Source organism: Buttiauxella sp. B2 (assembly GCF_006376615.1).
GTDB lineage: Bacteria > Pseudomonadota > Gammaproteobacteria > Enterobacterales > Enterobacteriaceae > Buttiauxella.
In genome coordinates, this window is the sequence record NZ_VEXQ01000014.1 from 44,331 (window position 1) to 67,407 (window position 23,077).

General features: G+C 48.4%; 23 protein-coding genes. 12 read left to right on the forward strand and 11 right to left on the reverse strand.

Going from position 1 to position 23,077, the window contains the following annotated elements; translation table 11 throughout:
- Nucleotides 1–31 precede the first annotated feature (31 nt).
- From sbp to cpxP, 4 genes are all read right to left on the reverse strand, one after another.
- A complete protein-coding gene (sbp, locus tag FH968_RS15670; RefSeq protein WP_139881158.1) occupies nt 32–1,021 on the reverse strand; it encodes a sulfate/thiosulfate ABC transporter substrate-binding protein Sbp in 990 nt (329 codons plus the stop codon).
- Between the two features lie 152 nt (nt 1,022–1,173).
- Nucleotides 1,174–2,136 carry a 6-phosphofructokinase gene (gene pfkA / locus FH968_RS15675; protein WP_139881160.1) on the reverse strand — a complete coding sequence of 321 codons (963 nt, stop codon included), beginning with the start codon at nt 2,134–2,136 and terminating at the stop codon, nt 1,174–1,176.
- 183 nt (nt 2,137–2,319) lie between these two features.
- Nucleotides 2,320–3,222 carry a CDF family cation-efflux transporter FieF gene (gene fieF / locus FH968_RS15680; protein ID WP_139881163.1) on the reverse strand — a complete coding sequence of 301 codons (903 nt, stop codon included), beginning with the start codon at nt 3,220–3,222 and terminating at the stop codon, nt 2,320–2,322.
- 124 nt (nt 3,223–3,346) lie between these two features.
- The gene (cpxP, locus tag FH968_RS15685) at nt 3,347–3,859 is read right to left on the reverse strand and encodes a cell-envelope stress modulator CpxP (RefSeq protein WP_139881165.1); all 513 of its coding nucleotides are present in this window, start codon (nt 3,857–3,859) and stop codon (nt 3,347–3,349) included.
- Nucleotides 3,860–4,009: 150 nt separating this feature from the next.
- Here cpxP and cpxR point away from each other — a divergent pair, with 150 nt between their 5' ends.
- From cpxR to trmL, 3 genes are all read left to right on the forward strand, one after another.
- On the forward strand, nt 4,010–4,708 hold the full coding sequence (gene cpxR / locus FH968_RS15690; RefSeq protein WP_139881167.1) for an envelope stress response regulator transcription factor CpxR: 699 nt from the start codon (nt 4,010–4,012) through the stop codon (nt 4,706–4,708).
- Complete coding sequence (gene cpxA, locus FH968_RS15695) at nt 4,705–6,075, forward strand: envelope stress sensor histidine kinase CpxA (protein WP_139881169.1); 1,371 nt, start codon at nt 4,705–4,707, stop codon at nt 6,073–6,075. Before cpxR ends, cpxA begins: the two co-directional genes overlap by 4 nt.
- Nucleotides 6,076–6,164: 89 nt before the next feature.
- Nucleotides 6,165–6,638 carry a tRNA (uridine(34)/cytosine(34)/5-carboxymethylaminomethyluridine(34)-2'-O)-methyltransferase TrmL gene (trmL, locus tag FH968_RS15700; protein WP_139881171.1) on the forward strand — a complete coding sequence of 158 codons (474 nt, stop codon included), beginning with the start codon at nt 6,165–6,167 and terminating at the stop codon, nt 6,636–6,638.
- On the opposite strand, the gene cysE is transcribed toward trmL, so the two are convergent.
- The 5 genes from cysE to FH968_RS15725 form a co-directional block, all read right to left on the reverse strand.
- Complete coding sequence (gene cysE / locus FH968_RS15705) at nt 6,635–7,456, reverse strand: serine O-acetyltransferase (RefSeq protein WP_139881173.1); 822 nt, start codon at nt 7,454–7,456, stop codon at nt 6,635–6,637. The two genes, trmL and cysE, sit on opposite strands and share 4 nt — an antisense overlap.
- Nucleotides 7,457–7,552: 96 nt before the next feature.
- The gene (gpsA, locus tag FH968_RS15710; protein ID WP_139881175.1) at nt 7,553–8,572 is read right to left on the reverse strand and encodes an NAD(P)H-dependent glycerol-3-phosphate dehydrogenase; all 1,020 of its coding nucleotides are present in this window, start codon (nt 8,570–8,572) and stop codon (nt 7,553–7,555) included.
- Nucleotides 8,572–9,039: a protein-export chaperone SecB gene (gene secB / locus FH968_RS15715; RefSeq protein ID WP_139881178.1), complete on the reverse strand. Its 468-nt coding sequence runs from the start codon at nt 9,037–9,039 to the stop codon at nt 8,572–8,574. Before secB ends, gpsA begins: the two co-directional genes overlap by 1 nt.
- A 60-nt stretch (nt 9,040–9,099) precedes the next feature.
- Entirely contained in the window at nt 9,100–9,351 is a 252-nt protein-coding gene (grxC, locus tag FH968_RS15720) for a glutaredoxin 3 (protein WP_139881180.1), read from the reverse strand.
- Between the two features lie 26 nt (nt 9,352–9,377).
- Nucleotides 9,378–9,809 (reverse strand): rhodanese-like domain-containing protein, encoded by a 432-nt coding sequence (locus tag FH968_RS15725; protein WP_139881182.1) that lies wholly within the window; start codon nt 9,807–9,809, stop codon nt 9,378–9,380.
- A gap of 245 nt (nt 9,810–10,054) precedes the next feature.
- Between FH968_RS15725 and gpmM the strand changes: the two genes are divergently transcribed.
- From gpmM to FH968_RS15750, 5 genes are all read left to right on the forward strand, one after another.
- Nucleotides 10,055–11,602, forward strand: a complete 1,548-nt coding sequence (gpmM, locus tag FH968_RS15730; RefSeq protein ID WP_139881184.1) for a 2,3-bisphosphoglycerate-independent phosphoglycerate mutase — start codon at nt 10,055–10,057, stop codon at nt 11,600–11,602.
- Between the two features lie 9 nt (nt 11,603–11,611).
- Nucleotides 11,612–12,895, forward strand: a complete 1,284-nt coding sequence (envC, locus tag FH968_RS15735; protein ID WP_139881186.1) for a murein hydrolase activator EnvC — start codon at nt 11,612–11,614, stop codon at nt 12,893–12,895.
- A gap of 3 nt (nt 12,896–12,898) precedes the next feature.
- Entirely contained in the window at nt 12,899–13,861 is a 963-nt protein-coding gene (locus FH968_RS15740; protein ID WP_370451515.1) for a divergent polysaccharide deacetylase family protein, read from the forward strand.
- A 464-nt stretch (nt 13,862–14,325) separates the two neighbouring features.
- A complete protein-coding gene (locus FH968_RS15745) occupies nt 14,326–15,558 on the forward strand; it encodes a glycosyltransferase (RefSeq protein WP_139881190.1) in 1,233 nt (410 codons plus the stop codon).
- Nucleotides 15,551–16,471, forward strand: coding sequence for a hypothetical protein (locus FH968_RS15750; protein ID WP_139881192.1), 921 nt, complete (start codon nt 15,551–15,553; stop codon nt 16,469–16,471). The genes FH968_RS15745 and FH968_RS15750 overlap by 8 nt, the downstream gene beginning before the upstream one ends.
- Before the next feature lie 51 nt (nt 16,472–16,522).
- Here FH968_RS15750 and tdh read toward each other — a convergent pair whose 3' ends face one another.
- Together tdh and kbl are read right to left on the reverse strand one after the other, a co-directional pair.
- Nucleotides 16,523–17,548: an L-threonine 3-dehydrogenase gene (gene tdh, locus FH968_RS15755; protein WP_139881194.1), complete on the reverse strand. Its 1,026-nt coding sequence runs from the start codon at nt 17,546–17,548 to the stop codon at nt 16,523–16,525.
- Between the two features lie 10 nt (nt 17,549–17,558).
- Nucleotides 17,559–18,755, reverse strand: coding sequence for a glycine C-acetyltransferase (gene kbl / locus FH968_RS15760; RefSeq protein WP_139881196.1), 1,197 nt, complete (start codon nt 18,753–18,755; stop codon nt 17,559–17,561).
- A gap of 217 nt (nt 18,756–18,972) precedes the next feature.
- On the opposite strand from kbl, the gene rfaD reads away from it, so the two are divergent.
- From rfaD to FH968_RS15780, 4 genes are read left to right on the forward strand one after another with little or no spacing between them, the layout of a single operon-like run.
- Nucleotides 18,973–19,905, forward strand: coding sequence for an ADP-glyceromanno-heptose 6-epimerase (gene rfaD, locus FH968_RS15765; RefSeq protein WP_139881198.1), 933 nt, complete (start codon nt 18,973–18,975; stop codon nt 19,903–19,905).
- A 16-nt stretch (nt 19,906–19,921) separates the two neighbouring features.
- Complete coding sequence (gene rfaF, locus FH968_RS15770) at nt 19,922–20,983, forward strand: ADP-heptose--LPS heptosyltransferase RfaF (protein WP_139881200.1); 1,062 nt, start codon at nt 19,922–19,924, stop codon at nt 20,981–20,983.
- Entirely contained in the window at nt 20,971–21,948 is a 978-nt protein-coding gene (rfaC, locus tag FH968_RS15775) for a lipopolysaccharide heptosyltransferase RfaC (protein ID WP_139881202.1), read from the forward strand. Before rfaF ends, rfaC begins: the two co-directional genes overlap by 13 nt.
- 6 nt (nt 21,949–21,954) lie before the next feature.
- Entirely contained in the window at nt 21,955–23,046 is a 1,092-nt protein-coding gene (locus tag FH968_RS15780) for a glycosyltransferase family 9 protein (protein WP_139881204.1), read from the forward strand.
- Nucleotides 23,047–23,077 lie beyond the last annotated feature (31 nt).

Consider the following 23,077-nt stretch of genomic DNA (forward strand, 5'->3'; position numbering starts at 1 on the left):
AAAACGGCCCTTTTCAGGGCCGTTATTTCGCTTAACGCTGACTAATTTGGTCGAAGGTTCCACCATTCGAGAAGTGTTCTTTCTGCGCTTTTGTCCAGCCGCCAAACTCTTCATCAATGGTGTACAGTTTCAGTTTCGGGAAGGCATTATCATATTTCTTCGCCACTTCTGCGTTGCGAGGGCGATAGTAGTTTTTCGCCGCAATTTCCTGGCCTTCCGGTGAGTAGAGGTATTTCAGGTAAGCTTGCGCGACTGCCTGAGTCCCCTTCTTCTCAGTCACTTTATCGACTACAGAAACTGTCGGTTCGGCCAGAATAGATTCACTCGGAGTGACAATTTCAAACTTATCTTTACCCAGCTCGTTAGTCGCCAGCAATGCTTCGTTTTCCCAGGCAATAAGCACATCGCCGATACCACGTTCAACGAATGTATTGGTTGAACCACGTGCGCCAGAGTCCAGCACTTCAACATTTTTATACAGCGCTTTCACGAAATCCTGCGCTTTGGCCTGGTCATTATTGTTGTGATGCAGAGCGTAGCCCCAGGCTGCCAGATAGTTCCAGCGCGCACCACCTGAGCTTTTTGGATTCGGAGTAATAACAGAAACGCCCGGTTTAATCAGATCGTTCCAGTCATGAATTTGTTTTGGGTTGCCTTTACGCACCAGGAACACAATAGTCGAAGTATAAGGTGCAGAGTTATCCGGCAGGCGCTTGATCCAGTTTTTATCGATACGGCCACGCTCAGCAATAGCATCCACATCGTATGCCAATGCCAGAGTCACTACATCGGCCTCGATACCGTTGATCACTGATGTTGCCTGCTTACCCGAACCACCATGAGACTGGCGAACCACAACGTTATCTCCCGTTTGTAGTTTCCAGTGCGCACTAAACGCTTTGTTATACTCGTCATAAAGTTCGCGAGTGGGATCGTAAGAGACGTTAAGCAACTGAATATCTTTCGCCAGTACGCTGGTGGATGCCAACAGTAATGTAAGTCCAACTCCCCACTTATTCATCGTTCGCTCTCTTTAATCAGATTTGATAAAAGCAGCGTGCCAGAAAGCCAACCATTCATTAAAGAATAAAAAAAGATTGGATATAACTATTGAGCATATAACAGACAACAAAAAGCCGGGTTTCCCCGGCTTCAATTTTCACAGTGCGTGAACTAGTACAGTTTCTTAGCGCAATCCAGCCAGTCACCTTTGAACGGACGCTTCATACTTTCGATAGCGTCGATAATGTCATGGTGAACGAGCTTCTCATTCTGAATGCCGACGCAACGACCACCGTGGCCTTGCAGCAGCAGTTCGATGGAGTAAGCACCCATTCGGGAAGCCAGAATGCGATCGTAAGCAACCGGTGAACCACCGCGCTGAATGTGGCCCAAAACGGTGGCACGGGTTTCGCGTTTGGTTTCCGTTTCGATATATTGGGCCAGTTCATCGATGTCACAAATGTGCTCAGTAATAGCCACGATAGCGTGCTTTTTACCTTTCGCGATACCCGCTTTGATTTCTTCAACCAGGTCTTCGCGATTAAACTCAACTTCTGGCAAGACAACAAATTCACAGCCACCGGCAATGGACGCAGCTAAGGTCAGATCGCCACAGTAACGGCCCATCACTTCCACGATAGAAATACGCTGGTGGGAGGAAGATGTGTCGCGCAGGCGGTCGATTGCTTCCACGACTGTTTCCAGAGCGGTGAAGAAACCAATAGTGTAATCGGTGCCTTTGATATCGTTATCAATGGTGCCTGGCAGACCAATGCATGGGAAGCCCATTTCAGTCAGGCGCACAGCACCCATATAGGAACCATCACCGCCGATAACAACCAGTGCATCAATACCGCGTTTTTTTAAATTATCGATAGCCACTTCACGGATTTTCTCATCACGAAACTCCGGGAAACGAGCTGAGCCCAGGAAGGTGCCACCACGATTGATCATATCGGACACGCTGTAGCGGTCCAGATTAACCATGCGGTCTTCATACAATCCCAGATAGCCATCATAAACGCCCACAACTTCCAGACCTTCCGACAAAGCTGCACGCACCACACCACGAATCGCGGCGTTCATGCCCGGCGCATCACCACCACTCGTCAACACACCAATTTTTTTGATCATGACTACCTCTGAACTTTTGAATGCAAAATAATCCTGTTGCCGGAAACGGCCTGCGGCATGCCGAGGCGTCGACTCTGCTACAAATAGTATAGCAACCGCTTCTTGCTGAATTGATTCAGGTCAGGCCATATGTCGGTATTTTATCCATAAAACACCGATTCTGTCTGACTTTACAACGAAAAACTAAAGCTCAAAATGCCCTTGCTGCTGCGTCGGGACAACCGAGCACGGATCCTGGTGAATAATTACATCTGACCCAGGAAAACGCCGCAATATGGCTTGTTCCACTTGTTCGGCAATAACATGCGCCTGAACCAGCGGCAAATTGTCTTCCATTTCGATATGGACTTGAATAAAGCGGGTCGGCCCTGACTGCCGCGTTCGTAGATCATGCGCCCCTTTAACTCCGGGCCATGCATTGATGATATCAATAATTGCCTGACGTTCATCATCCGGTAATGCACGATCTAAAAGAGATTGCACGGCTTCATGCCCCATGCGAATCGCGTTATATAAAATATAGACGCCAATCCCTAAAGCAAATACCGAATCGGCGCGATGCCAGCCGTACCAGGATAATGCTAACGCAACTAGAATTGCTCCGTTCATCATAACATCAGACTGATAATGAAGCATATCTGCTCGGACTGCCTGACTTTGCGTCTTGCGCACCACCCAACGTTGAAACGTCACAAGTATAAGTGTGCTGACTAACGCAATGACAGTGACGACCACACCGACCAAAGGCTGCTTCATCTGCGACGGTTCAGCCAAATGCTGAATCCCCGTCAAAAATAGAAACAACGCAGAACCCGAAATAAACATACTTTGCGCCAGCGCGGCGAGTGACTCCGCTTTACCATGGCCAAATGTATGTTCTTCATCCGCAGGTTGCAGCGAGTAACGCACGACCAGAAGGTTGGTCAGCGACGCGGCAATGTCCACCAACGAATCTACCAATGCAGCCAGAATACTGACCGAACCGGTATACCACCAGGCGAAAATCTTGATCAAAAGTAACAGCGATGCCATAGCCGTTGCGGCAATTGCTGCACGGCTGACCAGCTTCCCATATTGTTGATTCATAGGGGCTCCAGCAAATCATTGCTGGCTAGTATAGCGGATTCACCTGAACCTTCAGGCAAAAAAAACCCGCCGGTTAAGGCGGGGAAGACAGGGATGGTGTCTATGGCAAGGAAAACAGGGTTTGTTACTGGTTATTACGCTTACTGCTACTACTCAATGCCTGCAACGAAGACATCTGTTGCAGATCCGCCAGTTCACGAAATTGATTCATGCGCTGTTGGTGTTTGTCGTTCAAAACGGCCTGCTGTTCAGGACTTAACAAGTGATACATTTGATTGCGCACTTTCGCCATTTCTACCTGGCGAGCCACTTGTTCTTGTGCCATTTTTTCAGCCTGGGCACGCACTGCCGTTTCGTCAAAATTTTGTGCGGTGACCAGATTATGCATGGTCTCCATTTCGCTTACATTCACGGGTGGGCTATCATGCCGTGCCCGTTGCATTAGATCGCGCATTTGTTGGCGCTGTTGTTCGGTTAGGTTTATCCCTTCGAACATATGGCTCTGAAGGTTATTTGGCTTCACTGCACCTTCACCGCTCTGGTACCAGTTATCGCTAGCCGGTAACTCTCTGGCCTGGCTTGTCAGCGTAATCAGAGTCAATGTTGAAGCCATGACGGCAGCGGTAACATTGCGCATCACTTGCTCCTGAAATCATCTGTGCTGCGAGTCAACGAGAGCCAGTCTACGATTCCCGCTGCAAACTAGCGTCAGGGGGTGTAAAACAACGTAAAGTCATAGATTAGCGCGCCTTGATGACGTAATTTCTGCCTCGGAGGTAATTTAACAATGAATAAAATTCTGCTAGTTGATGATGACCGAGAGCTTACTTCCCTGTTAAAGGAACTGCTCGACATGGAAGGTTTTAACGTAATTGTTGCCCACGACGGCGAACAAGCGTTGGAGCTGCTTGATGACACCATTGACCTTTTATTGCTCGACGTGATGATGCCAAAGAAAAATGGCATTGATACGTTAAAAGAGCTGCGCCAGTCACACCAGACACCCGTCATTATGCTAACAGCACGAGGAAGTGAGCTAGATCGCGTTCTCGGCCTTGAACTGGGTGCTGATGACTATCTGCCTAAACCATTCAACGATCGTGAGCTGGTGGCCCGTATACGCGCTATTTTGCGTCGTTCACATTGGAGTGAGCAGCAGCAAAACAGTGACAATGGCTCACCGACTGTCGAAGTTGACGGTTTAAGCCTTAACCCTGGTCGCCAGGAAGCCAGCTTTGATGGCCAGGCTCTGGATTTGACCGGCACTGAATTCACTTTGCTCTATTTGCTAGCACAGCACTTGGGCCAGGTGGTTTCACGTGAACATCTAAGCCAGGAAGTATTGGGTAAACGCCTGACACCTTTCGACCGCGCAATCGACATGCATATTTCCAATTTGCGTCGTAAGTTACCGGATCGCAAAGATGGTCATCCATGGTTCAAAACATTACGTGGCCGCGGCTACCTGATGGTGTCTGCTTCATGATCAGTAGCCTTACCGCGCGTATTTTTGCCATCTTCTGGTTGACGCTTGCGTTAGTACTGATGCTAGTACTGATGTTGCCTAAATTGGATTCGCGTCAAATGACCGAGCTGATGGAGAATGAGCAACGTCAAGGCATCATGATTGAACAGCATGTCGAAGCGGAACTTGAAAACGATCCACCAAACGACTTGATGTGGTGGCGTCGTTTGTTCCGGGCCATTGATAAATGGGCACCACCGGGACAGCGTTTGTTACTCGTTACCAGCGAAGGGCGAGTGATTGGCGCCCAGAGCAATGAAATGCAGATCATTCGTAACTTCATTGGACAGTCTGATAACGCCGATCATCCGCAAAAGAAAAAATACGGTCGTGTAGAATTGGTAGGGCCATTCTCGGTACGTGATGGCGAAGATAACTACCAGCTTTACTTGATTCGCCCAGCAAGTAACTCCCAATCTGATTTTATTAACCTGCTGTTTGATAGACCTTTATTGTTACTCATTGTCACAATGCTGGTCAGTTCACCGCTGCTGTTATGGCTAGCGTGGAGTCTGGCAAAACCTGCTCGTAAACTGAAAAATGCCGCTGACGAAGTGGCTCAGGGAAATTTGCGCCAACACCCTGAACTCGAATCCGGCCCGCAAGAGTTTCTGGCAGCGGGAGCCAGCTTTAACCAAATGATTACCGCACTGGAAAGGATGATGACCACTCAGCAAAGGCTGCTGTCTGACATCTCTCATGAATTGCGTACACCATTGACCCGTTTGCAATTAGGCACAGCTTTGTTGCGCCGCAAAACGGGTGAAAGCAAAGAGCTTGAGCGCATCGAAACGGAAGCCCAGCGTCTGGATGGTATGATCAATGACCTGTTGGTGATGTCCCGTAATCAGCAAAAAAATGCGCTGGCGAGTGAGACCATGAAAGCCAATCAAATCTGGTCTGAGGTACTGGATAACGCAGCCTTTGAAGCAGAGCAGATGGGTAAATCTCTAGAAGTGACTTACCCGCCAGGCCCATGGTTGATGTACGGAAACCCTAATTCGCTGGAAAGCGCATTGGAAAATATTGTCCGGAACGCATTGCGCTACTCGCACACAAAAATTGCCGTTAACTTCTCCGTTGATAATCAAGGTATTACTATCACGGTTGATGATGATGGCCCAGGCGTAAGCCCGGAAGATCGTGAACAAATTTTCCGCCCATTCTACCGTACAGACGAAGCGCGCGATCGTGAATCTGGTGGTACGGGTCTGGGGTTAGCGATTGTAGAAACTGCCGTTCAACAGCATCGTGGTTGGGTGAAAGCCGATGACAGCCCATTAGGTGGATTGCGCCTGGTACTTTGGTTACCACTTTATCACCGTTAATTTTTCATCGTAAAGAATGGGCCCTTCGGGGCCTGTTTTCCTTCTGGTGATAAATTGATATTCTGCGCGCCTTGTCTTATGGGGGCAGTATGCTAAATATCGTTTTGTTTGAACCTGAAATCCCACCGAATACCGGGAATATTATTCGTCTGTGCGCCAATACTGGCTTCCGGTTACATATCATTGAGCCAACTGGTTTTGGTTGGGATGATAAGCGTCTGCGCCGTGCAGGGCTGGATTATCACGAGTTCGCCGCTGTTAACCGCCATAAAGACTATAACGCCTTTCTGGAAGCAGAAAATCCGCAACGCCTGTTTGCATTAACGACCAAAGGCTCCCCAGCCCACAGTGCGGTAAGTTATCAGGATGGTGATTATCTGGTGTTTGGTCCGGAAACGCGCGGCCTGCCTGCAACAATTCTTGATGCATTACCCGCTGGGCAAAAAATCCGCATCCCAATGATGCCGGACAGTCGCAGCATGAATTTATCGAACGCGGTATCTGTGGTGGTGTATGAAGCGTGGCGCCAGCTTGGTTATCCCGGCGCCGTTCTGAGAGGTTAGATTCCGTCGCCGTACTCAAAGCCATTGCTCGCACCGTTAAAGTGCTGATCCATATCGATGGCAGGCTTATCGCTTTCAGGCTTGCCAACGATTCGCGCAGGAACACCCGCAGCAGTGGTATGCGGTGGCACCGGTTGTAATACTACCGAACCTGCGCCAATTTTTGCCCCGCGCCCTACTTCAATGTTGCCAAGGATTTTCGCCCCGGCACCAATCATCACGCCTTCACGGATTTTAGGATGTCGATCGCCGCTGGTTTTTCCGGTACCGCCCAACGTCACTGATTGCAAAATCGACACATCGTTTTCTACGATAGCCGTTTCGCCGATCACAATGCCAGTTGCGTGATCGAGCATGATCCCGCAGCCAATTTTAGCAGCCGGATGGATATCGACCTGGAATGACACAGAAACCTGATTTTGCAGGAAAATCGCTAACGCTCTGCGGCCCTCTTTCCACAGCCAATGGCCGATGCGGTAGGACTGCAACGCATGGAAACCTTTCAGGTATAACAACGGAGTTGAATATTTATCTACTGCCGGGTCACGCGTGCGCACAGCTTGAATATCACAAGCGGCGGAGGCAATCATTTGTGGTTCTGCTGCGTAAGCTTCTTCGACAATTTCGCGAATCGCAATAGCAGGCATAATCGGGGAGGCTAGCTTATTGGCGAGCATATAGCTCAACGCACTACCCAGGTTTTCATGCTTAAGGAGAGTTGCGTGGTAAAAACTGGCCAACATCGGTTCACAATCGGCAAGCGCTCGTGCTTCGGCTTTAATGTTGTTCCACACCAGATCCAGTTCTTCAGACGACATTGCTCTCTCCAGACAGAAAAACAGCGCCCGGCACCAGGTACCGGAACGCTTCAGTTGTTGCGGTTGTGTTGTTCCATCAATAATAGCGATATTAGATTAACCAACGCTTCGCTCATCCTTGCGAGTACGACCCAGCAACGTTAATGCTGCCTCGCGAGCGTTTTTTCCGCAATACAATACCTGATAAATTTCCTCGGTTATTGGCATTTCGACACCAAAACGCGCTGCCAGCTCCCGCACTTCTTTAGTGTTGCGGTAACCTTCGACGACCTGGCCGATTTTCTGCTGTGCCGAATCCACGTCCGCACCCTGCCCCAGCGCCATGCCGAAACGACGGTTGCGTGATTGGTTATCAGTACAAGTCAGTACCAAGTCGCCCAGGCCTGCCATTCCCATGAAGGTTTCAGGATCAGCACCCAAAGCGGTACCAAGGCGCGTCATTTCCGCAAGACCACGGGTAATCAACGCAGTACGAGCATTAGCACCGAAACCAATACCGTCGGACATCCCCGCACCAATCGCAATCACGTTTTTCACCGCACCGCCCAACTGCACGCCGATGAAGTCCGGGTTGCTGTAAACACGGAAGCTTTTGCCGCAATGCAGCAACTGCTGGAGATCCTGGGCGAAGGTTTCGTCGGTTGCCGCCAGCGCGATTGCAGTTGGCAAACCCGCAGCCAGTTCTTTGGCAAACGTCGGGCCGGAAATGACCGCTAATGGGATTTCGTCACCTAATGCTTCACGCGCAACGTCCTGCAGCAAACGTCCTGTTTCAGCTTCCAGACCTTTAGTCGCCCAAACGATACGCGCATCTTTACGCATCAACGGTTTGATTTGACGCAGCACTTCACCGAAAACGTGGCTCGGCACGACAACCAGAATATTACGACTGGCAGATAGCGCTTTCGCTAAATCGCTTTCAAGATGGAGCGTGTCAGGAAATGGAACATCAGGAAGGAATGCCGCATTACAGCGATCAGCTTGCAATACAGCAAGGTGTTTAGGGTCATGGCCCCACAGTACAACGTGGTGGCCATTACGTGCCAGTGTGATGGCAAGAGCGGTGCCGTACGAACCGGCACCGATAACAGTCATTGAGGCATTAAGGCTATTCATCAGGCATCCTGATGGTTTTCAGCACCTTCGCCATTTTGCTGTTGCAGATAACTCATGAACAGCGCATCGAAGTTAACCGGTGCAAGGTTCAGCTGCGGGAAGGTACCACGAGAAACCAGGCTAGTGATTGCTTCACGTGCATAAGGGAACAGAATGTTCGGGCAGTACGCACCCAGGCAATGTGCCATCTGCGGACCTTCGATCCCACCGATGGAGAAGATACCAGCCTGCTGAACTTCGCACAGGAATGCAGTGTCTTCGCCCAATGTTGCGGTCACGGTTACACGCAACACAACTTCATAAACGTCGTCTGCCAGCTGGCTGGAAGCAGTATCAAGATCCAGCTTCACTTCTGGCTGCCAGTCTTTCTGGAATACGTGCGGTGCATTTGGTGCTTCGAAAGAGATGTCCTTGGTGTAAACACGCTGAATCTGGAAAGCCATTTCTGTGTTGTTTTGTTCTGACATTGTTAAACCCTTAAAAAATTAATACGTCCTTAAACGGCAGTAAGCGACAAAGGAACTGCACTAGCGCAGCAGTGGATCGAGTCCACCACGAGCATCGAGTGCATACAAGTCATCGCAACCACCAATGTGCTGTGCGTCAATAAAAATCTGCGGCACTGTGGTGCGTCCACTGCGTTTAATCATCTCTTCACGCTTTACGGCATCGCCGTCAATCGCCAGCTCCTGAAACATGACCCCTTTGCTTTGCAGTAGGTCTTTTGCACGATGGCAAAATGGGCAGGTTGCTTTAGTGTAGATTTCAATATTCGCCATGGTTTTACCCCAGTGTGCGTGTCAATTTATTTACCGCGAACCAACGGCAGGTTTTCCCCGCTCCAGCCAGCAATACCTTCTTTCAGCAAGGTAACCTTTTCAAAACCAGCTTTCGTCAACAGTGCGGCAGAATCTTGAGAAGAAACACCATTGCCACAAACCACGATTACAGGCTGCGCTTTATGTTTTTCCAGTTCACCAAAGTTGCTGCTTTTAATATCAGCTGGCAGCACATTCAATGAGTTAGCGATATGACCTTTACGGAAATCATCACGCGAACGCACGTCGACAATAACAGCATCTTCTTTGTTGATCAGGCGGGTGGCTTCACCACGGGTGATCACCTTAACTTTAGAGGTTAAACCTTTAAAGGTCATGAAAAGCACGGCGGCCAGTAAGCCAACCCACGCCAGACTAAGTATGGGATGGCGGCTAATGAATTGCATAATTTCTTGCATGGGGGGGTGTAACTCCCGACTAAGTAATATGAAAAAACCAGGTGAGGAGTATACATTTGCGTTGTGCCAAATACAGCCAGTCTGCGTGAGGTAATGTAGATTCTGCGGACTGTTACGAAAAAAATTACCTTAACGACGTAAAACCGATCACAATCCAACCCCTTTCTTTGATCTTCTGCGGCTATTTACCCTGTGGCCTGTAGTAAAATTACGCAAATTTTGTCTTTGACTTAGAGGTTGTCGCAATGTCAGTTACTAAAAAACCTATGGTTCTGGTGATTCTGGATGGTTATGGCCACCGCGAAGAGCAGCAGGATAACGCTATTCTGAATGCTAAAACCCCGGTTATGGATAGCCTGTGGGCTCAGCGCCCGCACACTTTAATCAACGCATCAGGTCTGGACGTCGGTCTGCCAGACGGCCAAATGGGTAACTCCGAAGTGGGTCACGTAAACCTTGGCGCTGGCCGCATTGTTTACCAGGATCTAACTCGTCTGGACGTTGAAATTAAAGAACGTACTTTCTTTGCTAACCCAACTCTGACCGCAGCGGTAGACAAAGCGGTTGCTGCTGGTAAAGCTGTCCATATTATGGGTCTGACATCAGCAGGTGGCGTTCACAGCCACGAAGAACACATTCTGGCGATGATTGAACTGGCAGCAGAACGTGGCGCAGAAGCTATCTATCTGCACGCATTCCTGGATGGGCGCGATACACCACCACGCAGTGCAAAATCTTCTCTGGAAAAATTTGCCGACAAATTTGCCGCTTTGGGCAAAGGCCGCATAGCCTCTCTGATTGGTCGTTACTACGCTATGGACCGCGATAACCGTTGGGACCGCGTTGAACTGGCATACGACCTGCTGACTCAAGCGAAAGGCGAATTCCAGGCAGACACCGCTATTGCGGGTCTGGAAGCGGCATACGCTCGCGATGAAAACGATGAATTCGTTAAACCAACTGTAATCCGTGCTGAAGGCGAAGCTGATGCAGCAATGCATGACGGTGACGCGCTGATCTTCATGAACTTCCGCGCCGACCGTGCACGTCAAATTACTCGTACTTTTGTTAATGCTGACTTCGATGGGTTTGCTCGTAAGAAAGTCGTTAACTTCGGCGATTTCGTGATGCTGACTGAATACGCGGCAGACATCAAAGCCGCCTGTGCTTATCCACCAGCATCCCTGAGCAATACTTTTGGTGAATGGATGGCAAAGCACGATAAAACTCAGCTGCGCATCTCCGAAACTGAAAAATATGCTCACGTCACCTTCTTCTATAACGGTGGTGTTGAAGAGCCGTTTGCAGGCGAAGACCGCATTCTGATTAACTCACCGAAAGTTGCAACTTACGACCTGCAACCCGAAATGAGTTCAGCAGAATTGACTGAAAAACTGTTGGCAGCCATCAACAGCGGTAAATACGACACCATTATTTGTAACTATCCAAATGGTGACATGGTCGGACATACCGGTATTTATGAAGCGGCAATTGCTGCAATCGAAGCGCTGGATAACTGTATTGCACAGGTTGTTTCCGCAGTTGAAAACGTGGGTGGCCAATTGCTTATCACCGCTGACCACGGCAACGCAGAGCAGATGGCTGACCCGGCAACTGGCCAGGCACATACTGCACACACCAGCCTGCCAGTTCCGTTGATTTACATCGGCGATCGTAGTGCGAAAGCGGTAGAAGGCGGCAAGCTTTCTGATATCGCGCCAACTATGTTGAGCTTGATGGGTATGGAAATCCCGCAAGAGATGACTGGCAAGCCGCTGTTCATCGTGGAATAATCCCTCCCCATGAGGGGAAAGGCGATTTTTTCAATAACATGGGCCATGAAATCGAAACCGTTTTCAGTCAGGCCTATTTTCTACGCCAGCGTTCTAAGCGCTGGCGTATTGTTATGTCCATTGCAAAGCCATGCCGACGATCGTTCTCAGTTACAATCTATCCAGCAGGATATTGCAGCTAAAGAGCGCGCGGTTCGCCAGCAACAGCAACAACGATCTGCATTACTCGCTCAGCTCCAGGCACAAGAGAAAGCTATTGCTGAGGCCAGCCGCAAGCTGCGCGATACGCAAAATACGCTTGCTAATCTCAACCGCCAAATTGACACCATGAATGCTTCTCTCGCGAAACTGCAAAAACAGCAGGCCTCGCAGGAACGCAATCTGGCAGCTCAACTAGATGCATCTTTTCGTCAGGGCCAACATACCGGTATTCAGCTGATATTAAGTGGCGAAGAAAGCCAGCGTGGGCAACGCTTGCAGGCTTACTTCGGCTACCTGAACGCCGCGCGCCAGGAAACAATCGCAGGGCTTAAACAAACTAAAGCGGAAGTTGCGGAACAAAAAGAGAGCCTGGAATCCAAGCAAACTGAACAACAGACGCTGCTCTACGAACAACAAGCTCAGCAAGCCAAGCTTGAAAGCGCCCGTAACGAACGTAAAAAAACGCTTTCTACTCTCGAATCTTCTTTGCAGCAAGACCAGCAAAAACTGAGTGAAATGCGACAGAACGAATCTCGTCTGCAAAATCAGATTGCCCGTGCCGCAGCGGCAGCTAAAGCTCGTGCCGAGAAAGAGGCGCAGGAAGCAGAACAAGTACGTACCCGCCAGAAAGAAGCGACTAGCAAAGGCAGTACTTACAAGCCAACAGACAATGAGCGCTCATTGATGTCGCGCACCGGCGGCCTGGGCTCACCTCGCGGACAAGCATTCTGGCCGGTACGTGGTTCGATTCTGCATCGCTATGGCGAACAGTTACAAGGTGAGCTACGTTGGAAAGGGATGGTTATCGCCGCAGGTGAAGGCACTGAAGTTAAAGCCATTGCTGATGGACGCGTGATCCTTGCCGATTGGCTACAAGGCTACGGCCTGGTAGTCGTTGTCGAACACGGTAAAGGCGATATGAGTTTGTACGGTTACAACCAAAGCGCACTGGTTAATGTAGGTACACAAGTTCGCGCAGGCCAGGCTATTGCGTTAGTCGGGAACAGTGGTGGTCAGGGCCGCCCGTCACTTTATTTCGAAATTCGTCGCCAGGGCCAGGCAGTCAATCCACAACCGTGGTTGGGAAGATAAGTTTTGCTTCAATTCCGTCGTGTGTTTTTCTCTGTCGTCAGCACACTCATGCTGACATCCTCTGTTTACGCTGGAAAACTGGCAATTGTGATAGATGACTTCGGTTATCGCCCCGCGCAAGAAAATCAGGTTATCGCTCTGCCTTCTAACATTTCCGTGGCTGTTTTACCGAATGCCCCCCATGCGCGTGAAATGGCGACCAAAGCACATAATGCTGGGCACGAAGTGCTTATCCATCTGCCAATGGCGCCACTAAGTAAACAACCATTGGAAAAAGACACCCTCCGCCCGGATATGAGCAGTGGAGAAATCGAACGCATCATCCGCGAAGCCGTAAACAGTGTTCCTTATGCCGTTGGCCTCAATAACCATATGGGCAGCGCGATGACTTCCAGTTTGTTTGGTATGCAAAAAGTGATGCAGGCTTTGGGGCAATATAATCTGTATTTTCTCGACAGCATGACGATCGGCAATAGTCAGTCAATGCGTGCAGCGGCTGGAACCAATGTCAAAGTTATCAAGCGCAAAGTCTTCCTCGACGATACGCAAAACGAAGCCGATATCCGTTTCCAGTTTAATCGTGCAATTGAGCTGGCTCGCCGTAATGGCTCTGCGATTGCCATTGGCCATCCGCATCCGGCAACGGTACGCGTACTGCAACAGATGGTGTACAACTTACCTGCGGATATCACGCTAGTACGCCCGAGTAGTTTACTCAACGAACCCCAGGTTGATACTTCAAGACCGAATAACTCACACCCTGCCGTTCCTGGCAAACCAATTGAGCAACCGCGCAATCCATTTAAAGGTGTGAGTCTCTGCAAGCCGAAACAACCTTTGCAGCCCGTCTACGCAACGACGTTCTTTACCGTATTAAGTGAAAGCATTAGCCAGAGCCAGTTGTTGAAATATATGCAGTTGCAATGGCAAGGCTGGGGAAAAGAAAAGTCTACTACTCAGTCCTGATGCTGTGAGCGCGCAGAGGAAGCATTTTCTTTGCGCGTGTGACTCTTTAATCCACCGTTCCAACAACATGCTTTGGCATATTTCAGAAAACTATAAAATCCTATCCCTTCCCTTTCTCCCGTCATCGCTAAATAAATACCATTAGCACGAGAAGTATTGATGGTATCGTCAATATGTCCTGATCCAAAAATGATAAATTCATCTGCGACTTTTATTAATACCCATCCAGAATTCAACGTGCAAAATTATAAGCCAGAACACAAAATGAAAATTTAAGCATTATTGTTTTAACGTCAAAAATCTTATTACATTACCCGCAATAATTACCCATCCAGATTCGAAATTAGAATTTCTACTTTTTGTATAATAAATATCTCTTCTACAAGACTCGCCGAAAGAGTTAGTTATCACTCAATACAGCCTTTATAATGCCGCGTTACTAATGCTACAGGGGTCGGTCTACGATGACGCAACAGCGGCATAAAATTCTCTTGCTGGATAACGGTAAAGAGTGGGGAGGCGGTACCAACAGCATGTTGGAACTGCTCAAACGTATTGACCGACAACGGTTTGATGTCACGTGCTGTTTTTATTACAACTATGCTCGCGGTGAAGGTGAAACTATTGAGAAGGTGCTGAATAGCATTCAGATCCCTGTCATTTTCATCCCACAACGCAAACAACCAGGCTTGGCAAAAATCAGCAAGGAAGTGGCTCGCGCATTTTTGTTCTTCAGCAAAGTTGGACGCAAAAAGATAACCGCATTCATTGATACGCAGTGGCGTATCAAACCGAACGCGACGGCTTTACGCAAAATATTGCAAAAAGATGGCTACGATATTTTGTATATGAATAACCAGCCGGGCTCCAATTTAGAAGGTTATCTGGCGGCAGAACCGCTCAATGTTGCAGTGGTGCAACACTGTCGTATTGAGCCAGTAATGAGCCACTCAATTACAAAAGTGGTGAATCGCGTAGGCGACGCAGTGATCGCAGTTTCTCATGGCGTAGAAAGCGTACTGCTTAACCATGGCGTGAAAAAGTCGCTCTGCACGACCGTTCCTAACGCCATTGATATCCACCAACCATTACCCTCGGGCCAGGCGATACGCAAGTCGCTCGGAATTGACGAGAGCATATTCCTGTTTGGTAGTATTGGGTCATTGATTCCAAGAAAATCCTGCCATCATACTCTGGAAGCTTTGCATCGTTTTCAGCTGCAACATCCCGAAGCGAAATGGAAGTTTGTGCTAGTGGGTGAAGGGAATGATCGCGAAAAATTAAAAAGCCTGTCTGCTGATTATGGATTTGCTGATCGGGTCATCTTTACGGGCTTTCGTAATAACCCGCTGGATTATCTTGCTGCGTTTGATGCCTTTATTCTTGCGTCTAAAAGTGAAGGTTTGCCGCGTGTTATCCTCGAATCCATGCTACTCAAAACAGTGGTTATCGGTTCTAATGTGACAGGCACTGCGGAGTTAATCGACTCAGGGCGTACTGGCCTGCTTTATCCTTATAGTGACACAGTTACGCTCGCCTCACATCTTCAGCAAGTATGGCAAGATTGTGCTTTACGTGATGCCCTCACGCAGGCTGCTCATCAGCTCGTGATTGATAATTATGCTATTGAACACTATGTTGCAGGTGTCGAAGCCATTCTTAGCACCGTGAAACCTACCCGGAATGAATATGTTTAAATTTCTGAATGCAAAATATCGCCATATTACGGCGCGACATAATATCCCTTACCAGGACCCCGCTGCCGGAAGTTCTGCAGTGCCGGTAACGTCGATAGTTATTCCGTGTTCCGGTGCTGATTACATCGAAGAAGGGTTACTTTCCGCGACATTCGCCGCGCGATTTGCTCCTGATGTTGAAGAGATCGTGATTGTTTCCGATCGCCCTGCACAAGAATTTGGTGAATTGCCACCGAAAACCAGAGTTGTAACGCTTGAGCTTCCTCAGCGTGAGGAAGGCTATCGTTATAAGCAAATTTACCTTAGCCGTTTAATCAAATTAAACGCGCCGTTGCAAGCTCGTACCGAGGGTATTTTGATGATCGATTCTGATCTCAATTTGCTGCAAATGCCGCGCTTTAAAATTGAAGACCACCATATTTACTCCAGTTTCCGTCAGGGGAAAATGATTGCCAAACTGGATAAAGCACCGGCTGATAAAGTACCTGCATATTATAAAGATACGGTGCGTCCATACATTGTCGATCACGTTAACGGGGCATTCCTCGCCGCTTCGCGTAAAACCTGGCGCCGTATTTGCCCATTATGGCTCACGTTATTCCAGGATACCTGGGAACTGATGGACGACAACCAACCACCAACAGATCAACTGCCGTTGGCTGCACTGCTGGATATGCTTGATATCAGAACGGTGAATTTAGGTGACTGGATGAACTGGCCGGTATCTAAAAAAATTGGCGGCTCCCCTGCTGTTATTCCAAAGCCAGTTGTTGGCGCGCATGGCGGTTTCCCGCTTTCTGAATGGCAAAAGTATCTTGTCTCACCAGATAGTGAGTTACTGTTTAAAGGGCAAGATTACACTCGTAAAGTGCGTTATCTGACAGACGCAGAAAAGCAAACCGCGAGCGAGTAATGAAATGTGAAAAGGCCGGTTTCCCGGCCTTTTTTGAAAGTCTTTGGAAGATTAATCCCAGCTAAGAATCACTTTGCCAGACTGCCCGGAACGCATGGCATCAAAGCCTTTCTGGAAATCATCGATACCAAAACGGTGGGTAATAATCGGTGACAGGTCCAAACCAGACTGAATTAATGCAGCCATTTTGTACCAGGTCTCGAACATCTCACGCCCGTAAATCCCTTTGATGAATAATCCCTTGAAGATGACTTTCGTCCAGTCGATGGACATATCTGACGGCGGAATTCCCAGCATCGCAATCCGGCCACCGTGGTTCATGGTATCTAGCATGGTACGAAACGCAGGTGGTGCACCAGACATTTCCAGACCCACATCAAAGCCTTCGGTCATGCCCAACTCGCTCATCACGTCAGTCAGATTCTCTTTGCTGACGTTAACCGCACGGGTCACACCCATTTCCCGTGCCAGCTCAAGGCGATACTCGTTCACATCAGTAATGACGACGTTACGCGCGCCCACGTGTTTCGCAACAGCCGCAGCCATAATGCCAATCGGGCCTGCACCTGAAACCAGCACATCTTCACCTACCAGATCAAAAGACAGTGCGGTGTGAACCGCATTACCGAACGGGTCAAAGATAGAAGCCAGATCGTCAGAAATATTGTCAGGAATTTTGAAAGCATTAAAGGCTGGCAGCACCAGGTATTCAGCAAAACAACCTGGGCGATTCACGCCTACACCGGTGGTGTTACGGCACAGGTGAGTACGGCCTGCACGACAGTTACGGCAGTGGCCACAGGTAATATGGCCTTCACCAGATACGCGGTCGCCAATTTTGAAACCTTTTACTTCCTGGCCGATTTCGACAACTTCGCCAACATATTCATGACCAACAACCATCGGAACCGGAATTGTCTTCTGTGACCATTCATCCCAGTTATAAATATGCACATCGGTACCGCAAATCGCGGTTTTACGGATTTTAATCAGCAGATCGTTATGACCCATTTCCGGCTTGGGTGCATCCGTCATCCAGATGCCTTCTTCTGCTTTCAGTTTCGCTAATGCTTTCATGACCGCTCCCTTAGGCGACAACGCCCAACTGTTTACCGATACGCGTAAATGCGCTAACCGCACGTTCAATTTGTTCAGTCGAATGAGCCGCAGACATCTGAGTACGAATGCGCGCCTGACCTTTTGGTACTACCGGGTAGAAGAACCCAGTGACATAAATTCCTTCTTTTTGCAGTTCACGAGCAAAGTTCTGCGCCACAACCGCTTCACCTAACATCACAGGAATGATCGCGTGATCGGCACCCGCCAGGGTAAACCCAGCCGCGGTCATTTTTTCACGGAACAGGCTGGCGTTAGCCCACAGGCGATTACGCATTTCCGCGCCAGTTTCCAGCATCTCCAGAACTTTAATGGATGCAGAAACAATAGCCGGAGCCAAAGAGTTAGAGAAAAGATACGGACGAGAACGCTGGCGCAGCCACTCAATGACTTCTTTTCGGCCTGCGGTATAACCACCAGAAGCACCACCAAGTGCTTTACCCAGCGTGCCAGTAATAATGTCTACACGATCCATCACATCGCAATATTCATGCGTACCACGACCGTTTTCACCAACGAAACCAACTGCGTGAGAATCATCAACCATCACCAGGGCGTCATACTGGTCAGCCAAATCACAAACCCCATTCAGATTTGCAATCACACCATCCATAGAGAACACACCGTCGGTGGCGATCATGATGTGACGGGCCCCGGCAGCACGCGCTTCTTTCAGGCGAGCTTCGAGCTCTTGCATATTATTGTTTGCGTAGCGATAGCGCTGCGCTTTGCACAGACGTACACCATCAATAATAGAAGCGTGGTTCAGTGCATCAGAAATAATGGCATCTTCTGGGCCAAGCAGCGTTTCAAACAAACCGCCGTTGGCATCAAAGCAGGAAGAATAAAGAATTGCATCTTCCATCCCAAGGAAACCGGCTAGTTTGCCTTCCAGTTCTTTGTGGCTGTCTTGTGTTCCGCAAATGAAACGAACAGAAGCCATCCCAAAACCATGAGTATCCATGCCTTGCTTAGCGGCATCGATCAGTTGCGGGTGGTTAGCGAGCCCCAGATAGTTATTGGCGCAGAAGTTAATAACATGGCTGCCGTCAGCGACGGTGATATCTGCCTGCTGGGCAGAAGTGATAATACGTTCTTCTTTAAACAACCCTTCCGCTCGTGCAGTTTCAAGTTGGGATGTTAACTGTTGGTAAAAATCTCCGCGCATTACGATTCTCCAGGCATGGCTAATTTTGGCACATATTACCCAAACCATAACCTGGAGACGAGATGACGCTTCAATGAAATTGAAATTTGCAGCATAAATCACGAGGTGCTTTCCAAAATTTGGTTTATAGGAAAGACAATTCCGGTAATGGTATGATAAGAACCATCAACGCGTGAGGTATTGGGCCTCACTGCCTCTAATTTTTAAGGTTTCGCTCATGATTATTGTCACCGGCGGTGCTGGCCTGATTGGCAGCAACATCATTAAGTCATTGAATGATATAGGTCGCACGGATATTCTCGTCGTAGACAACCTCAAAGATGGTACCAAATTTGCCAACCTCGTCGATTTGAATATTGCCGATTATATGGATAAAGAAGACTTCTTAATCCAGATTATGGCTGATGAAGAATTCGGCGACATTGAAGCCATTTTCCATGAAGGTGCTTGTTCATCCACCACTGAGTGGGATGGCAAATACATGATGGACAACAACTATCAGTATTCAAAAGAAGTCCTGCATTACTGCCTGGAACACGAAATCCCGTTCCTGTATGCCTCTTCTGCCGCGACCTACGGTGGTCGCAACAGCGATTTCATCGAGTCTCGTGAATACGAACAGCCACTTAATGTTTATGGCTACTCCAAATTCCTTTTCGACGAATATGTGCGCCAAATCCTGCCTGAAGCAAACTCACAGATTACGGGCTTCCGTTACTTCAACGTTTATGGACCGCGCGAAGGCCATAAAGGCAGCATGGCAAGCGTTGCGTTCCATCTGAACACTCAGTTGAACAATGGCGAAAACCCAAAACTGTTTGAAGGCAGCGATAGCTTTAAACGCGACTTCATCTACGTGGGTGATGTAGCCGCAGTTAACCTGTGGTTCTGGCAAAACGGTGTATCCGGGATTTATAACTGCGGTACAGGTCGTGCAGAATCCTTCCAGGCGATAGCTGATGCAGCGTTGGCGTTCCATAAAAAAGGCAGTATTGAGTACATCCCATTCCCGGAAAAACTCAAAGGCCGCTATCAGACATTTACTCAGGCTGATTTGACCAATCTGCGTGCTGCAGGTTACGACAAGCCATTTAAAACTGTTGCCGAGGGCGTAACAGAATATATGGCCTGGCTGAACCGTGACGCATAAGCAGGTAGCCTGACGCATGAAAATACTGGTGATTGGCCCGTCATGGGTAGGCGACATGATGATGTCGCAAAGTCTCTATCGCACGCTAAAGGCGCGCTATCCCCAGGCAATTATTGATGTGATGGCACCGGCCTGGTGCCGTCCATTATTATCACGTATGCCAGAAGTTAATGAAGCGCTGGCAATGCCACTTGGGCATGGCGCCCTGGAGATTGGTGAACGTCGTCGTCTTGGGCACGCACTACGAGCTAAGCGTTACGATCAGGCCTATGTGCTACCAAATTCATTTAAGTCGGCACTCGTTCCTTTCTTTGCCAATATCCCGCAACGCACCGGATGGCGCGGTGAAATGCGTTACGGATTACTCAACGATGCCCGCACTCTGGATAAGCAAGCCTGGCCGTTAATGGTCGAGCGTTACATAGCTTTGGCTTATGACAAAGGCAGAATGCAGTCGGCAAAAGATCTTCCCCAACCATTGCTGTGGCCTCAATTGCAGGTTGGTGAGGGTGAAAAAGAACAGGCATGTAAGGCTTTTAATCTCGATGCTAAGCGCCCGATTATTGGTTTTTGCCCTGGTGCTGAATTCGGCCCCGCTAAACGCTGGCCGCACTATCACTACGCAACACTGGCCGGTAAACTCATTGATGACGGTTATCAGGTTGTGTTGTTTGGTTCTGCAAAAGACAAAGAAGCAGGGAATGACATTGTTGCCACACTGACAACTCTGCAGCAGGCATATTGTCGCAATCTGGCGGGTGATACAGAACTTGAGCAGGCCGTTATTTTGCTTGCCGCTTGCCAGGCTGTAGTGACCAATGATTCAGGTTTAATGCATGTTGCCGCAGCACTCAATCGCCCTCTTGTTGCGTTGTATGGTCCAAGCAGCCCGGACTTTACGCCGCCGCTTTCGCATAAAGCGCGAGTGATTCGACTAATCAGTGGTTATCACAAGATTCGTAAAGGCGATGCAGCGGAAGGGTATCATCAGAGCTTGATTGATATTGCGCCTGAACGCGTAATGGGTGAGCTAACCGCTCTGCTCCTGGCTGAGAAGGAAACGGAATGCGGGTCCTGATTGTCAAAACATCATCCATGGGTGATGTCCTGCATACGTTACCTGCTCTGACAGATGCGATGCATGCTATGCCGGGCATTCGTTTCGACTGGGTAGTTGAAGAAGGTTTTGCACAAATCCCCACCTGGCATCCCGCAGTCGATAAAGTTCTGCCAGTAGCCATTCGCCGCTGGCGTAAAAACTGGTTTTCAGCCCCCATTAAAGCCGAACGGGCCGCCTTCTATCAGGCACTACGCGCTGAAAATTACGATCTTATTATTGATGCCCAGGGATTGATCAAAAGTGCTGCACTGGTGACCCGAAAAGCCAGGGGGATTAAACATGGCCTGGACTGGAACAGCGCCCGTGAACCACTCGCCAGTCTGTTCTACAATCGTCGGCACTCAATTTCGAAGCAACAACATGCGGTTGAACGTACGCGTGAGTTGTTCGCTAAAAGCATCGACTATCAGAAACCTACCCAGCAGGGAGATTACGCCATTGCGCGGCACTTCCGGGCCACCGTCCCATCCGATATGGAACAGTATATGGTTTTCCTGCATGCAACTACTCGTGATGAAAAACACTGGCCAGAATCGAACTGGCGAGATCTTATTCAATTAATGCATAAAACAGGTTTAGCTATTAAACTCCCGTGGGGTGCGAATCACGAGCACGAACGGGCAATCCGTTTAGCCGAAGGATTTGATAATGTTGAGGTGCTGCCACGTTTGCCTCTTGAACAAGTAGCCAAACAGCTTGCGGGCGCGGTGGCTGTAGTCTCTGTCGATACAGGATTAAGCCATCTGACCGCCGCACTCGGTCGACCAAATATAACATTGTACGGCCCTACCGATCCGGGTTTGATTGGTGGCTATGGTGAAAACCAGCATGAACTTAGAGGCGCAGGAAAAAACATGGCTAACATTACCGCTGCAGATACATTTGCTGCATTACAGAAAATTAGTCACTTAGCCACAGAATAACGATTAATGAGCTATCTATTCCTCTTCATCCTCTTTCTCCCGTTCAAGTTACTCGGCAAATTGTTTTATAAAAAGACAGGCCGACACTTGTTGATTCAAACGGCAAAAATAGGTGATTTCATAAACGTAACGCCTCTGCTTGCCCATCTGAAGCATAGCGACGTTTTAATAAGCAAAACTGTTCTCCCCTTGGCTAAGTACGATGAAACCATCGATACTATTTTCCTGATCGAAGAACATAAAAAGAGTCTGTGGCGTAAATTTCGTCTGGCATTCAAACTGATGAACCGCTACGAAAATGTCTATTTGCTGCAACCTAATAGTACGAACCTTTTCTTCGCATCAGTCTGCAATGCTACGAACAAACAGTATTTATCTACTTATACACGCCGCTGGTATCAGGCTTTGCTTTATCTGACTGCTCATGGTGTTGTAGAACATCGCAAAGACCAGTTAACAGTTGACGATTATCTCAAGCTCGCTGATCGTAGCCTAACCTGGCGTGATGCTCCCAAGCACGCTACTTTACCTTTGAGAAAGCCCGCAATCTATCCTGCATCGCTTGATAAACAAAACGTTATCAAAATTGGTCTAAGTATCTCAGCAGGAAACAAATCAAAAACTATTCCTGCGAGTGTTTGGAAAAAGATATTTGATACGTTGGGCGAGCTAAATTGTATTTATTACATTTTTGGCCCTCAAAGTGAACAAGTCTGGCTTGATGACTTGTACCGTGAAGTCGGTATGCAAGAAAATATTGTGAGTCTGGTCGGTGACCTTCCTTTAGAAGATGTACCCTTTGCAATCAGTAAAATGGATTTCTACATTGCATCAGACTCGGGTAACGTTTACATAGCCGATGCTGTGGGCGTCCCTATTGTGCTCATTTATGGTCCATGTTGTATTAAAGAGCAACGCCCATTGGGGAAAGTGTTACTGCTCGGAAGTGAAGAATATGAAAAATCATATATTTTCGAAGCACCTTACTACTTTGATTATTCAAGAGAAGATATGTTTGCATTGAGTGAGAAAGATCTTAATGCAATTAATAATTTCATTAAAAATAGTTCTCATGAAAATGAAACCTTCAAAAAGTAATACAATTTCATATTTTTCTACTAATGAGTAG